This is a genomic window from Streptomyces sp. SID3212 (assembly GCF_009865405.1).
GTDB lineage: Bacteria > Actinomycetota > Actinomycetes > Streptomycetales > Streptomycetaceae > Streptomyces.
On the sequence record NZ_WWJY01000038.1, the window covers coordinates 1 to 14,095 of the forward strand.

The window sequence follows — 14,095 nt, forward strand, 5'->3', positions numbered from 1 at the left end:
TGGCCCGGCTGGCCCGGCTGGCCCGGCTGGCCCGGCTGGCCCGGCCGCTCCCGCTGCTCCCGCCGCTCGGTGCATGACGCGGTCAACTCCGGCAGCAGACCGGTAAGTTCGGTCCGCAGGTCGTCCGTCGCGGGCAGGAACGTGGCCCGGCCGTCCTTGAAGCACGCCCGCATCTCCTCCAGCGCCGCCGCCCCCTCCGGGCCGAGGATCAGCTCCGGGACGGCCCCGAGCGCGATCAACCGCCCTCCCGCCGTGGCGAATTCGATCAGCCGGCGCGCCGTCTCCTCCTCCAGGACCGTGCACGCGGGCAGGACCACCGCCGCGTACGCCTCGTCCGCCATATGGAGGCGCGCGATCGTGGCGGCGGGCACCGGCCGCCGGACCTGGGCGCCCGCCAGCGAGGCGTCGTCGATGACGTCCGCGTCCAGGCCCAGCCGGTCCATGAGGCCGGGGCGGGTCCTGAACCAGGACATGTCGCCTACCAGTTCGAGGTACGTGGACTGCGCGCGTACCGCCTCCGCCGAGACCCCGTCCAGCGCGGAACCGGCCTGGGCGGTCGTCGTCGGCAGCAGGATCGCCACGTCGCAGAGATGGCTGCCGAGGCTCAGGATCGCGCACAGCCGGGTCACGGCGTCGGCGAAGACGCGGTGGTGCCGCCAGTAGGGCTGACGCCAGTCGGTGCCGGGCGGTGCCCACTCCCACCAGCCGCCCTTGGTCGTGTAGTAGACGGCGTGCGGGTTGTAGAGGGTGGCGCCCGCGCGGAGCCAGGGCAGGAGCCAGTCGTACGTCTCCTCCAGCGTGCCGCCCCAGCCGGTGGAGTGGAACGCCTCGATCCAGGTGCGCGCCCTGCCGTAGAGGTGGGCGAGGGACGAGTGGATACGGGCGTCGCCGTGATGGTCGGAGCCGGGGGCGGAGAACCAGCGGTGGGTACGGGCGTAGTCGGCGTACAACTCGACCCCGGCGACCGGGTGTCCGGCGCGGGCCGGGTCCTGCTGGTCGCAGCCGACGAGCAGGCCGTGCCGCTCGTGCCAGGCGGCGAGGGGGCGGAAGAAAGCCTCTTCGGCGAGTTCGGCGCGGGTGAGGTGGTAGTCGCGGCGGGTGCGCAGGACGTCGGGATCGGAGGTGCCGCCGCCTTCGTCGTCGTACAGCACGTCCAGGTGGGTGGTCAGGTCGTAGCCGCGCCGCCGCAGGAACGTCTCCGCGAAGTCGGCGGACCAGGTGGGCAGCGCCGGGAGTTCGTCCTGGAACGAGCCGACCACGACCGTGCCCAGCCGCTCCCCCAGACGTCGTTCGAAGGAGCCGTGCACCGCGTCCAGGAGCGCGGCGCACGCGTCAGCGCCGAGGTAGTCGAAACCCTGCGGGGTGTGGTGATGGACCGTCAGGAGCCAGCGGCCCGGACCGTCCGGGGCCCGGACGACCACCGCGCCGTCCGACTCGGGGGCGGGGTGGGAGAAGGACAGGGGGATCGGCGGGCCCACGGCCCGGTCCTCCTCGTCCACGGGTCGCGCGGAAGCCGCGAGCGGCTCGCCTCGTGGCGGGAGGCACAGCTCTCCCCCGCCGTCGGCCACGGCCCGTACGCGGGCGAGGCGGCGGCCGGCGAACGCGGGCCGTTCGTCCACGAGCCGGGCCTGGAGATCGGCGCCGGAGAAGCCCAGTTGGTCGTAGAACCAGAGGCTGACGCCGAGCGCGCGGGCGTCGTCGCAGACCCCTTCGAGCAGGGTCCACCAGGCGTCGGAGAGGAACGGCGGATCGTCGGCGTCGGAGCCGAACAGCGGCCCCGACGGGGCCAGGTTGAGCAGGACGAGCTGGAACACCCCGCCCTCCGCGAAGCGTTCGAGCTGCGACCGCAGCCGCGCCCGGTCGAGCGGCTCGCCGCTCCACCACCAGATGGCGGTGGGCGAGAAGGCGCGCGGCGGGTCGGCGAGGAGCTCCGCGACCCGCGCGGGAAGGCGTGCGGGCAGACGCTCCCGCCCGGGCGGGCCAGGGAGCGGGTCGGCCGCCCCCTCAGCCCTTGAGGCCACCCGCGAACCCCTTGATCACAAAGCGCTGGAGGACGAGGAAGACCAGCAGGATCGGCAGCGCCGCCAGGACCAGGCCGGCGAAGACGAGCCCGTAGTCGGAGACGTACTGGCCCACGAAGGAGAAGACACCGACCGGCACGGTCTCCTTCCCCGAGCCGCCCAGGTAGAGCAGCGGCGTGAAGAAGTCGTTCCAGACGAAGACCGCGTTCAGGATGATCACGGTCCCGGTGATGGGCCGCAGCAGCGGGAAGACGATCCGGGTGAACGCCTGCCGGTGGTCGCAGCCGTCGATGAGCGCCGCCTGCGCGTAGTCCGCGGGCAGCGCGCGGATGAACCCGGTGTAGAGGAAGATCGTGAACGGCAGCTGGATGCCCGTGTAGAAGAGGACCATGCCGTGGTACGTCCCCAGCCAGCCCAGGTTGTCGACCAGCTTGTACAGCGGGATCATCCCGAGCTGGAAGGGCAGGACGATCCCCAGCAGGAACAGGACGTACAGCCCGTAGCCGAGCCCCTTCGCCGTGCGGGCCAGGTAGTAGGCGCCCGTGGAGCCGAGGACGATGAGCAGCAGCAGGCTGAACCCGGTGATGATCGCGCTGTTCACCAGGGCGGAGGCGAGGGACGCGGACGTCCAGGCGTCGCCGAAGTTGCCCAGGGTGGGCGGGGCGGGCAATGACAGGGGCGAATCGGCGATCTGCCGCGGGTCCTTGAGGGCCAGGGTCAGCAGCGCGTACACCGGGAAGAGGAAGACGACCGCGGCGGCGGCCATGCCCAGTTCGAGGACGTAACTCCCGTACCGGGGACGGCGCTTGCGTTTCTCCTCCGTCCGTCGTTCGGGCTTTTCCGCGAGCGTGGTGGCGCTCACGCGGTCACCTCCCGGGCGCGTAGGTAACGGAGTTGGACCAAGGAGACGGCGGCGACGAAGAGCGCGAGGACCAGGGCGACGGCGGTGCTGTAGCCGAACTTCCCGAACACGAAGGCTTCCTTGTACAGGACGGTCGACAGCGTCTCGCTCGACGTGCCGGGGCCGCCGTTGGTGGCGGCGTACACCTGGTCGAAGAGTTTCAGTCCGCCGATGGTCGACAGCATCAGGTTGATGGTCAGCGCCGGGGCGAGCAGCGGCCACGTGACGTACCGGAAGCGCTGCCAGGTCCCGGCGCCGTCGATCCGGGCCGCTTCGTGGAGTTCCACGGGCACGCCCTGGAGCCCGGCGAGGAAGACGACCATCGAGTAGCCCGCGTACTGCCAGATCACCATCGCGGCGACGGACCACAGGGCGAGGGACGGGTTGCCGAGCCAGTCCTGGCGCAGCCCGCCGAGGCCGATCGCGCCGAGGACCCCGTTGAGTCCGGCGCCGTTGTCCGGGTTGTAGACGTACTTCCAGAGGAACGCGACCATCACGGGGCTGACGACGGCGGGGGCGAAGAAGATGACCCGCAGCAGCGACCGGGAGTGGATGTTCGTGTTCACACCGAGCGCGAGGAGCAGGCCGATGGCGTTCTGGACCACCACCACCGCGACGGTGAGCATCAGTGTGTTCCCGACGGACTCCAGGGCGCGGTCGTCGTCGAGCAGGGTGCGGAAGTTGTCCAGCCCGATGAAGGAGAAGCCGCCGATGCCGGACCAGTCGGTGAAGGCGTACACGACCCCCGCGAGGCTCGGGTAGAGGACCACGACGGCGTACACGACGAGAGCCGGGACGACAAAGGCCCACGGCGGTACGGTCTGGTCGCGGCGGACCCGTTTCCGGCGGACCGGGCCCGGGGTGCCGGGCCGGGCGGCCGTGCCGGTGCCGGCCGGGTCCTGCGGCCTGTTCCCGTCCGAAGTGGTCGTCCCGGGAAGGGAGTTCACGAGTCCATCCTGTAGGCCTTGTCCATCTGGCCGAGCGCTCCTTCGACGTCGGTCTCCCCCGCGAGCAGGTCCTGTACGGCCGCGAAGTGGGCGGGCTGCACCTCGGCGTTGGGCCAGCGCTGGTCCATGAAGGGGACGGCGCGTTCGGCGTCGACGATGGGCAGGAAGTCGGCCAGTATGGGATCGATCTTCGTGGTGGCGTCCCGGGTGAGGGGGATCGCCGAGACGGCGGCGGCCCAGCGGTTGAGGTTCTCCTGCTGTCCGAGGAACGCGATCAACGACTTCGCCTTCTCCTTGTTGTCGGCGCGGGCGGCGACGCCGAGGCCGACGACGATCCCGGCGGGGATCCAGGCCTTCGCCGGGTCCTCGCCGCCGGGGAAGGGGAACATGCCGAGATCCTGGGGCGTCCGGGTGGCCTCGCGGTACATGGCCAGCACGGCGGAGACCTGGACGGCCATGGCCGCCTTCCCGGCGGCGACCATCGCGGTCTGCTGCTCGAAGGTGGTGCCGTTGGGGTTGTCGTTGAAGAAGCCGCGGCGCTGGAGTTCCTGGTACTTACCCATCGCGTCGGCCCAGCCCGAGTCGGCGAAGCTCGTCCGCCCGGCGGCCATGTCGTCGTCGAAGCGTGGGTTGTCGGCGTAGACGGCGTCGGGCACCAGCGCGTACGTGATCAGCTGGGTGACCCAGGGGGTCTGGGCGCCGAGCGCCAGGGGGACGATGCCTTTCGCCTTCAACTTGGCGCAGACGGTGAGGAGTTCGCTCCAGGTACGGGGCGGGGACACCCCGGCCTTCGCGAAGGCCTTCTTGTTGTAGACGGCGCCGATGACGCTGCTGCCCGCCGAGTACAGATAGGTCTTGCCGTCGTGGCGGTACGCGGCGTCGAAGCTGTCCGGGATGCCCTTGGTCCACTCCTGGTCGGAGAGGTCGGTGAGGAGTCCGCCCTTCGCCAGCTCGACCATGGACATCGCGCTGCCGCTGCCGGGGAACAGGACGTGCGCGTCGGGGGCGTTGCCGCCGGCGAGTTGGGTCCGTACGACGGTCTGCACCTGGTCGGTGGGGGCGTAGGAGGTGGAGAACTCCGTGTCCGGGTGGGTCTTGAGGTAGACCGGGAGGAGCTCGTCGAGGGGCTTCTGCTGGTCGGTGACCCCGACGATCCGCACACGTCCGGAGTTGGAGCCCGAGCAGGCCGCGAGGCCGGGGAGCGCGGTGGCGGCGGCGGCCCCGCCGCCGATGCGGAGGAATCCCCGGCGGCTGACCGTACGCCGGGCGGGGCGGGCGCGGGAGCCGGTGCTCATGGTGTGTCCTCCTCGTGGGTGCCGGCGAACGAGGCCGCCGCCGGGCTCGGTCGGCGCCGGTCCTGGCGGAGCGCGTGCGGGAGCCGGGCCGTCGGGGACGTGTCGGCGTACACACTGGTGAAGCGGTACGCGCCGGAGGCGACCCGGTAGAGGGCGTGGTCGCGGCCGGTGGTGAGCGGTGTGACGTGCGGGGCGTCCTCGGCGCGCGTGTCCGACTCGCGGACCGACGCGGGGTCGGTGGTGGGGACGCGGACGTCGGCGGTGGCGCCCGGCGGCACCTGGACCCGCAGTTCGAACCGGTCGCCGTCCCGGGTCCAGCGGACCTCGATCGCGCCGCGTACGGACTCGTGCCGGGCGCCGGCGTGGGTGAGGCCGCCGGGGTGGGGCCGGACGCTCAGGTGCCGGTAGCCGGTGGAGTCCGGGCGCTGGCCGAGCCCGGCGACCCCGCGGTAGAGCCATTCGCCGACGGAGCCGAGCGCGTAGTGGTTGAAGGAGTTCATGGACGCCGCCTGGAAGCCGCCCTCGGGGGTCCAGCCGTCCCAGCGCTCCCACACGGTGGTGGCGCCGTGGCGCAGGGGGAAGAGCCAGGAGGGGTGGTCCGTACGGCGCAGAAGCGCGTGGGCGAGGTCGGCCCTGCCGTGCGCGTCCAGGACGGGGGCGGCGAGGGCGACGCCGAGGAAGCCGGTGGTGAGGGCGGGGCCGGCCTGTTCGACCAGTTCGGCGAGGCGGCGGGCGGCGGCGTCCGCGAGGTCGGCGGGGAGGAGTTCGAAGGCGAGTGCGACGAGGTAGCCGGTCTGGGTGTCGCCTTCGATGCGTACGGAGGTCTCGTCGGCGGTGACGCCGGTCGTGGGCCCGGTCGTGACGAACTGTTCGGCGAACACGGCACCGATGGCGTCGGCCAGCTCCCCGTACCGCCGCGCCGTCTCCCGCTCCCCCAGGACGTCCGCGGCCAGGGAGGTGATCCTGGCGCTGCGCGCGAAGTACGCGGTCGCGATGACGTCGCGCGGGGTGGGGGTGCCGGGGGCGAGCCAGTCGGAGAAGTGCGGTCCGACCCTCTTCCGCCAGAGCAGGTCGGGGTTGTGACGGTGGATCAGGTCGACCCAGGCGCGCATGCCGTCCAGCGCGCGGGCGAGGAAGCGCGGGTCGTCGTACGTACGGTAGAGGTGCCACGGGATGATCACCCCGGCGTCGCCCCATCCGGGCGCCCCCTCGTCGTCCACGCCCGCGAGGCGGGGGGCGACGTTGGTGAATCCGCCGTCGGGGGTGCGCGCGTCGTCCACGTCCCGCAGCCACTTGGTGAAGAACGCGGCGACGTCGGCGTTGAGCGCGGCGGTGGGGAGGAACACCTGGGCGTCGGCGAGCCAGCCGAGGCGTTCGTCGCGCTGCGGGCAGTCCGTCGGGACGCTGACGAAGTTGGAGCGCTGCCCCCAGGAGACGCAGTCGTGCAGGCGGCGGATGCCGGGGTCCGAGCAGTCGAACGCGCCGGCCCACGGGGTGTCGCTGTGCAGGACGACGGCGACGACGTCCGACGGGTCGACGTCGGGGAGTCCGCTGATCTCGGCGTACCGGAAGCCGTGGTACGTGAAACGGGGTTCGAACATGACGTTCGCGCGCCCGTCGCCGACCAGGACGTCGGTCGCGGCGGCCGTCCTGAGGTTGGCGGTGTACAACTGCTCGGTCCCGTCGAGGACTTCGGCGTGCCGGACGACCACCCGGCCGCCCGCCGGGAGCGCGGGGACGCGGAGCCGTACGCGCCCCGCGAGGTTCTGCCCGAAGTCGACCAGGTGCCTCCCGGGCGCGACGCGGGTGATCGTACGGGGCAGCAGGGTGGTGGTGGCCCGGACCGGTTCGTCGGGTGAGGCCACCAGCAGCCGGTGGTCGGTGTCCGTGACGACGGCGGGCGACCAGCCGGAGTCGTCGAACCCGGGCAGGTCCCAGCCGTCGGCCGCGTACCGCAGGTCGTGGCACTCGCCCATGAGCAGGTCGGCGTGGCGGATCGCGCCGGTGGCGGTGCGCCAGGCGGGGTCGGTGACGACCTTGGTCGTACGGCCGTCGGCGCCGGTGAGGTGCAGTTCGGCGATCAGCTGCGGGAACGTGCCGTAGTGGGCGCCGGCCCTGCGGGGCTCGAAGCCGACGAACCCGCTCCACCAGCCGTCGGCGAGGGTCGCGGCGAGGACGTTCTCGCCGGCCCGGACGAGGTCGGTGACGTCGTACGTCTGGTACTGGACGCGGTGGTGGTAGTCGGTCCAGCCGGGGGCGAGTTCGGCGTCGCCGACGCGGGCGCCGTTGATCCTGACCTCGTACAGGCCCCGAGCGCTGACGTAGAGGCGGGCGCGGGCCGGGCGCGCCGCGGAGAAGGCCCGGCGCAGGGTGGGGCAGGGGGCGAGGCCGTGGTGGTCGAGGGCGACGACGCCGTCGGTGGGGGCGTCCACGACGTCCACGGGACGGGGGTCGTGGGCGATCCAGGAGGCGCTCCAGGGGTCGGCGCCGGTTGCCGCGTGGTCGGTCATCAGGTCGTCCGCCATCGCGGTCTCGAACCACGAGGTGGCCTCGGCGGGCCGCAGGGGCGTGGGGCCGGCGGGCCAGACGGTGACACGCCAGTGGTAGCGGGTACGGGCCGTCAGGGCGGGCCCGCCGTAGACCACTCCCACCGCGTCCGGGTCCGCGACCCGCCCCGTGTCCCAGAGCGGCCGTCCGCCGCCGGCCAGGTCCCGGGGATCCTCGGCGACCCTGACCCGGTAGGCGACGGGGTCGTCGCCGCGCCGGTCGGACTCCAGCCGCCAGGAGAGCAGGGGCGCGGGCTCGTCCGTACCGAGGGGGGTGGTGCGGTGGTCGCACCGCAGCGCGTAGGGCCGCGGGCCGGACGGCGGGGCGGGGGGTCTCGGGGTCCGTGCGTCCGCTGCCGGGGATCCGGACACGAGCACGTCCTTCCTTGGCGCCGCGACAGCGCACACGACCACGTCGAATGTGAAATCTGACGTGAATCTAACGTGAATTCCGTGGCGTGGAGACTATGAGCCGCCCACAGGGGTGTCAAGAGTGCCGACCTGGTGTCAACTCGGCGGCAGATAAAGGGTCCAAACGCCCTATACGGACACGCACGTCAGGGCGTGGCGCGCCGCCCCACGGGATATGCGGTGTGATTACCACACGAGAGAGCGTTAAAACGATGGTCGACAGGTGACGCGATGTCATCCTCCCCACGGCCGGAACGCGTTGGGTGGCGTTCGGTGGCATGGATCGGCGCGGACGGGACACCCGTACGCCAGACAGAGACAGAGGAGGCGCACGATGCCGATCACGTTCCGCAAGAGTTTCCGGATCCTGCCTGGGGTGCGGCTCAACATCAACCGCCGCTCCTGGTCCGTCACCACGGGCGGCGGCAAGCACGGGCCGCGCCACACGTCGAGCAGCACGGGGCGCAGGACGACGTCGATGGACCTGCCGGGTCCGTTCGGCTGGCGCAAGACCACGAAGACCAAGAAGAGCTGACCCGCGGCGCGGGCGCGGAGTCACAGCGGAGACACACCCGTACGGCGGACCCCGATGGCGGGGTGGGGCCGGGGCGGCGACCATCGGACATGCACCTGGTGCATCACTCCAACGGCCCACCCCGGCCCCTTTCCTATCTCACAGCTGATATAGCCTGCCCCTATGGCAGACGACTACCTCGCACGCATCGGCAAGCTCATCCGCGTCGCCCGGCAGCACAGGGGCTGGACCCAGACCCAGCTCGCCGAGGCGCTGGCCACCAGCCAGAGCGCCGTGAACCGCATCGAGCGTGGCAACCAGAACATCAGCCTTGAGATGATCGCGCGCATCGGTGAGGCGCTCGACAGCGAGATCGTGTCGCTCGGGTACGCCGGACCGATGCATCTGCGGGTCGTCGGCGGGCGCCGGCTGTCCGGCGCCATCGACGTCAAGACGAGCAAGAACGCCTGTGTGGCGCTGCTCTGCGGTTCACTGCTCAACAAGGGCCGTACGGTCCTGCGCCGCGTGGCCAGGATCGAGGAGGTCTTCCGGCTGCTGGAGGTGCTGAACTCCATCGGGGTGCGCACCCGCTGGATCAACGACGGCGTGGACCTGGAGATCGTGCCGGCCGCCGAGCTGGACATGGAGGCGATCGACGCCGACGCGGCCCGCCGTACCCGCTCCATCATCATGTTCCTCGGCCCGCTGCTGCACCGCCTGGACACCTTCCGGCTGCCCTACGCCGGCGGCTGCGACCTCGGTACGCGCACGATCGAGCCGCACATGATCGCCCTGCGCCGCTTCGGCCTCGACATCGCCGCGACCGAGGGGCTCTACCACGCGCAGGTGGACCGTACGGTGGCGCCGGACCGCCCGATCGTCCTGACCGAGCGCGGTGACACGGTGACCGAGAACGCGCTGCTGGCCGCGGCCCGCCACGACGGCACGACCGTCATCCGCAACGCCTCGTCCAACTACATGGTCCAGGACCTGTGCTTCTTCCTGGAGGCCCTGGGCGTACGGGTCGACGGCATCGGTACGACCACCCTCACCGTGCACGGCACGCCGAACATCGACGTGGACGTCGACTACTCCCCCTCCGAGGACCCGGTCGAGGCGATGAGCCTGATCGCGGCGGCGGTGGTCACCGAGTCGCGGCTGACGATCCGCCGGGTGCCGATCGAGTTCCTGGAGATCGAGCTCGCGGTGCTGGAGGAGATGGGACTCGACCACGACCGTACGGCGGAGTACGCGGCGGACAACGGCCGTACGCGCCTGGTCGACCTGACCGTACGCCCCTCCAAGCTGGAGGCACCGATCGACAAGATCCACCCGATGCCGTTCCCCGGCCTGAACATCGACAACGTGCCGTTCTTCGCGGCGATCGCGGCGGTGGCCCAGGGCAAGACGCTGATCCACGACTGGGTGTACGACAACCGCGCGATCTACCTCACGGACCTCAACCGCCTGGGCGGCCGACTCCAACTCCTCGACCCGCACCGGGTCCTGGTCGAGGGCCCCACCCGCTGGCGAGCCGCCGAGATGATGTGCCCCCCGGCCCTGCGGCCCGCGGTGGTGGTGCTGCTGGCGATGATGGCGGCGGAGGGGACGTCCGTCCTGCGCAACGTCTATGTCATCAACCGCGGTTACGAGGACCTGGCGGAGCGCCTCAACTCGGTGGGCGCCCAGATCGAGATCTTCCGGGACATCTGACGTACGGATGCCGCAGCGCGAACCCCGGGTCGGAGCCCGGTGGCGTGGCCAGCACCGCGGCGCCCCGGGGGGCGGGCCCATCCGGGTGGGAGTCGGCGTTTCGCTCGTACGAACAGGGGGCTGTCGTGCTCGGGCTGTGCCATGAAGGTGTCGCTACCGGGAAGTACCCGGGCGCTCACCGACAACTTGGGGAAATCGCCATGACTTTACCGACGAACGGGCACCGGATCGTCTCCGTGCTCGCCGGGGTTCTGCTGGCCGGGACGGCGCTGGCCGTTCCCGCCGTCGCCGACACCGATCCGGCCGGGCCGGCCTCCTCCACTGTGCAGACCGGCCAGACCGCGCAGGCGGAGCAGACGGAGCAGGCCCAGGCGGCTGCCGTCTACCGGGGGCGGGTCACTCCCGCCATCGGGGTCAGCATTCGCAAGACCCCGAACAGGAACTACAAGGCGATCGGCGCGATCCCGCACGGCGCCGTCATCGACATCCAGTGCAAGGTCAACGGCGAGGTCGTGGACGGCAATCCCCGCTGGTACCTGCTGAAGGGCGGCGGCTGGGTCGCCGCCCGCTGGATCGAGAACGTGAACGGCATCCCCCCGTGGTGCTGAACGTGACGCACTGAAACACCCGCCCGCGCCGGGCCGGCCACCGCGTCGACGCGCGAGGTGCCCCGCACGGTCTCGAACCGGCGGGGCACCGGTGCGCCGGGACCGGCGAAATCGCTCCACCGAGTCCGGGCAGGCCGCGCGCGGAGGGCGGGGCAGGGTGAGGTCTCGTCAGCAGCGCTTGGACGTACGGGTGCTGAGCGGCACCGGGTAGTCGGGGATGTCGATCGTCGCGTCGGCCGAGGTGCACTCGTCGGCCGTGTCGGCCGCGTAGCTCCAGAACTCCTGCGCGTGGGTGTTGACCACCGCTCGCTCACCGACCAGGCCGCCGCGCTCGTACGCCCACACACCGAGAGTCAGGTCGAAGCTGACATTCTGGTCCAGGAAGGACTTCCACACCCAGGCATACGCGTAGTTCTCGTGGCAGCTGGGCGAGTAGAACTGCTTGACCGAGGCGATCGTCTCCGTATCCCGGTAGATGTACTCCGTCGTGCCGATCTGCGTGGCGTCCGCGCACACCTCCGCCGCCGTCGCCACCGCGCTGAGGGGATTCCCGGCCTCCGTACCCGCCGCCCCCACCGCGGCGTTCGCGGCCTGCCGCTGCGGAGTCGCCCCCGGACCGGTGCCCGCCGAAGCCGCCCCCGTACCCATCAACGACAACGCCGCCCCCGCGACCGTCGCCACCAGCGTCATATACACACGTTTCACGTGCACGACCCCCCCAGAAGAAGCGCGCAACCCCGACAGCCCGAACAGGCATCCGGGTGTGCGCACATCGGAAGGCGCACCAAGCGGTACGCCTTCCCATCCTCACCACACGCCCCACCGGAACGGCGTGTTCCATTGGAATCGCTACACACCGCAGGCACTTTGACGCACGGTCACCCGACGGATTCGGAGAGCACCCTCCTTCGTTTCCACGGCAACGCCGCGGACCGGCCCCACATCCCCAGCCCCGTGCGCGCCGAGGCGGCACATGCACAGGACGGATCGTCAGGCGTGATGTACACGACACGCATGACACTCCCACACAGGGGCAGGCGCAGTAGTTTGCTCGACTCCGGCAACGACTACGGCCCTCGCGGCCACTGCCGCGCAAGTCCGCCGCGCCTCGTCCGGTCCTCCGCGTGGGTTGGGGCAAATGGCTGACCCGTCGCCGCGACGCCGGGGCGGACGGTGTGGGGTCCGGTGCTTCTCCCTACTGTGGGCCGGGCACCGTGCGCGACGGTCACCGGAGCCGTCGCGGAACCTCGGAAAGGAACGGCTGATGCAGGCGGTACTCGACGGAACGGTCCTCGCGGACGCGGACGACGACGGCGTGGTCTCGATCGAGGGCAACTGGTACTTCCCGGCGGAGGCGGTCGCCTCTCAGGCGCTGTCGGAGAGCGACACCCCCTACACGTGCCCGTGGAAAGGCGAGGCGCAGTACTTCGACGTACGGACCGCCGAGGGCGCCCACGCGGACGCGGCCTGGTCGTATCCGCGACCGCCGGCGTCCGCGATCGAGCGTGTGGGACGGGACTTCAGCGGATACGTGGCCTTCGACCGCAAGGTGACCGTGAGCTGACACCTCGCCCCGGGACGCCGGCCGGTCAGGCGACCGTGAAGTCGGCGGCCTTGGTGTTCAGGGTCGTGGTGCCGTTCTTGGCGTCGGCCAGAACGGCGACGTGCCAGGCGCCGCGGGGGGACGCCTTCGCGTCGGTGGTGGTGACCGCCACCTTGTAGGTGCAGCGCACCGTGTCCTCGTTCAGGGGCTTGCAGGTGGCCGGCTCGGCAGTCGCCATGTCCTTGGCGGTCAGCCCCCGCTCCGCGAAGGACGAGTCGGCCGGCCAGGCCAGGACCTTCACGTCCTTGACGCCGGAGGACGACGTGACGTCGGTGGTGAAGGTCAGCGAACCGTCGCGCTCGCCGACGGGCGCCGCGTAGCGGGCCGTGCTGTGCGCCAGCGAAGGGGACCGCTCCCCGGCCTGGGCGAACGCGAAGGCCCCGGCGCCCCCGAGAACAACAACCGCGGCGGTCAGCGACAGAACGATACGACGGGACATGAGTGGTTCTCCATAATCGTCTCAGCGGGATCCGACCGGCGCTCTCGGCCGCGCCGTCGCACCGATCCTCGCCGCGTGGAACGCCCCGGGCATGAGCACACGCACTCAGGTCGGCCTGAGTAGGAGCGGAGGAGACCGGGGGCGGAAGAGACCGGGAGCGGAGAACCCGCACACCGGGTCAGGTGCGGAAGGTCTCCAGCAGGCGGTCCGGCGCCGCCTGTTTCCAGGAGTCGACCAGGATGTCGCGCAGCTCGTCCACGTCGTCCAGCGCGCCGAGCCGTACCCGTACCCACGCCGAACTCGCCTCGTGCGGCGGCACCCAGAACTTCTCCGGTTCCGCCGCGATCAGTTCCGTACGCTCGTGCCGCGGGCAGCGCACCGCGAACGACGACTGATCGTCGGGAACCGTGACGAACATCTTCCCCGCCACCCGGAACGTGGGCATGCGCCACGCCTCCTTCTCCACCGTTTCCGGGAGGGAGAGCGCGATACGGCGGACATCGTCGGCGTCGGTCACGGCGACCACTTTAGACGGCCCGGACGGGCGGCGAGGCCGCCGGAAATTCACAGGTTCTTCGCGGAACGCGCGGACGCGCGGACGCGTCTTCCCTCCCGGCGCGGGGCCTGGTGAAACACCGGGCCGGGCCCGGCGCGTCAATGAGCTGAGGGCCGGCGCACAGGAAGGCTGTTCATGATCACGACCGGGGCCCGTCGTCCCGGCCGTGCCCGACCGCACGCGTCAACCCGCCGGCCCGGCACGCCGGTTGCCCGGCCACGTACTCCCGTGAGGAATCCCGCAGGTATGCAGCACATACTCCGCCACGCCTGTCGCACCCCGCTCCCCTGCGGGGAGGAGGTGGCACTCAGATCTCGCGGTCGCTCCGGCGGACGCGAAGGAGCCCGCGCGTGACGCCGGAGCAGGGGAGAGCGGAACGCTTGACGTCGGAGCACGGGAGGTCGGAGCGCGAGACCTCTGAACGCGGGATGTCGGAGCACGGGACGTCGGAGCACCGGACGTCGGAGCAGCGGAAGGGCCTGCGCGGAGGCGCGCGCCGAAGACCGGCGGCCGGGCGGGCGGCGACCGCCGGCGCGTGGCG

Annotated in this window: 11 protein-coding genes and 1 pseudogene; 4 read left to right on the forward strand and 8 right to left on the reverse strand. The window is 71.4% G+C overall.

Annotated features, from left to right (window positions below; all coding sequences use genetic code 11):
- The 5 genes and pseudogenes from GT042_RS40035 to GT042_RS01630 all read right to left on the reverse strand — a co-directional run.
- Window positions 1–2,021: pseudogene (locus GT042_RS40035) on the reverse strand (hypothetical protein); the annotation flags it as partial.
- Entirely contained in the window at window positions 2,005–2,883 is an 879-nt protein-coding gene (locus tag GT042_RS01615) for a carbohydrate ABC transporter permease (RefSeq protein ID WP_345943640.1), read from the reverse strand. The gene GT042_RS01615 and the pseudogene GT042_RS40035, both read right to left, overlap by 17 nt.
- Window positions 2,880–3,869: a sugar ABC transporter permease gene (locus tag GT042_RS38590; protein WP_161306895.1), complete on the reverse strand. Its 990-nt coding sequence runs from the start codon at window positions 3,867–3,869 to the stop codon at window positions 2,880–2,882. The genes GT042_RS01615 and GT042_RS38590 overlap by 4 nt, the downstream gene beginning before the upstream one ends.
- Complete coding sequence (locus GT042_RS38595; RefSeq protein ID WP_161306896.1) at window positions 3,866–5,164, reverse strand: extracellular solute-binding protein; 1,299 nt, start codon at window positions 5,162–5,164, stop codon at window positions 3,866–3,868. The genes GT042_RS38590 and GT042_RS38595 overlap by 4 nt, the downstream gene beginning before the upstream one ends.
- Window positions 5,161–8,082, reverse strand: a complete 2,922-nt coding sequence (locus tag GT042_RS01630; protein WP_161306897.1) for an alpha-L-rhamnosidase — start codon at window positions 8,080–8,082, stop codon at window positions 5,161–5,163. Before GT042_RS01630 ends, GT042_RS38595 begins: the two co-directional genes overlap by 4 nt.
- A gap of 373 nt (window positions 8,083–8,455) precedes the next feature.
- Here GT042_RS01630 and GT042_RS01635 point away from each other — a divergent pair, with 373 nt between their 5' ends.
- From GT042_RS01635 to GT042_RS01645, 3 genes are all read left to right on the forward strand, one after another.
- Entirely contained in the window at window positions 8,456–8,656 is a 201-nt protein-coding gene (locus tag GT042_RS01635; RefSeq protein ID WP_161306898.1) for a DUF4236 domain-containing protein, read from the forward strand.
- Window positions 8,657–8,818: 162 nt separating this feature from the next.
- On the forward strand, window positions 8,819–10,348 hold the full coding sequence (locus GT042_RS01640; RefSeq protein ID WP_161306899.1) for a UDP-N-acetylglucosamine 1-carboxyvinyltransferase: 1,530 nt from the start codon (window positions 8,819–8,821) through the stop codon (window positions 10,346–10,348).
- 200 nt (window positions 10,349–10,548) lie between these two features.
- Entirely contained in the window at window positions 10,549–10,956 is a 408-nt protein-coding gene (locus GT042_RS01645; RefSeq protein WP_161306900.1) for an SH3 domain-containing protein, read from the forward strand.
- A 168-nt stretch (window positions 10,957–11,124) separates the two neighbouring features.
- On the opposite strand, the gene GT042_RS01650 is transcribed toward GT042_RS01645, so the two are convergent.
- A complete protein-coding gene (locus tag GT042_RS01650) occupies window positions 11,125–11,661 on the reverse strand; it encodes a hypothetical protein (RefSeq protein ID WP_345943641.1) in 537 nt (178 codons plus the stop codon).
- A 559-nt stretch (window positions 11,662–12,220) separates the two neighbouring features.
- Here GT042_RS01650 and GT042_RS01655 point away from each other — a divergent pair.
- On the forward strand, window positions 12,221–12,520 hold the full coding sequence (locus GT042_RS01655) for a DUF427 domain-containing protein (RefSeq protein WP_161306901.1): 300 nt from the start codon (window positions 12,221–12,223) through the stop codon (window positions 12,518–12,520).
- Window positions 12,521–12,545: 25 nt separating this feature from the next.
- Here the strand turns inward: GT042_RS01655 and GT042_RS01660 are convergent, their stop codons facing one another.
- The gene (locus tag GT042_RS01660) at window positions 12,546–12,998 is read right to left on the reverse strand and encodes a DUF5707 domain-containing protein (RefSeq protein ID WP_161306902.1); all 453 of its coding nucleotides are present in this window, start codon (window positions 12,996–12,998) and stop codon (window positions 12,546–12,548) included.
- A 178-nt stretch (window positions 12,999–13,176) separates the two neighbouring features.
- Window positions 13,177–13,515: an MmcQ/YjbR family DNA-binding protein gene (locus tag GT042_RS01665; RefSeq protein ID WP_161306903.1), complete on the reverse strand. Its 339-nt coding sequence runs from the start codon at window positions 13,513–13,515 to the stop codon at window positions 13,177–13,179.
- Window positions 13,516–14,095 lie beyond the last annotated feature (580 nt).

Bases quoted from the DNA above. Each gene is read 5' to 3' on its own strand.
- GT042_RS01655 (WP_161306901.1), top strand. From the start codon at position 12,221: ATGCAGGCGGTACTCGACGGAACGGTCCTCGCGGACGCGGACGACGAC.
- GT042_RS01645 (WP_161306900.1), top strand. From the start codon at position 10,549: ATGACTTTACCGACGAACGGGCACCGGATCGTCTCCGTGCTCGCCGGG.
- GT042_RS01640 (WP_161306899.1), top strand. From the start codon at position 8,819: ATGGCAGACGACTACCTCGCACGCATCGGCAAGCTCATCCGCGTCGCC.
- GT042_RS38595 (WP_161306896.1), bottom strand. From the start codon at position 5,164: ATGAGCACCGGCTCCCGCGCCCGCCCCGCCCGGCGTACGGTCAGCCGC.
- GT042_RS01635 (WP_161306898.1), top strand. From the start codon at position 8,456: ATGCCGATCACGTTCCGCAAGAGTTTCCGGATCCTGCCTGGGGTGCGG.
- GT042_RS01660 (WP_161306902.1), bottom strand. From the start codon at position 12,998: ATGTCCCGTCGTATCGTTCTGTCGCTGACCGCCGCGGTTGTTGTTCTC.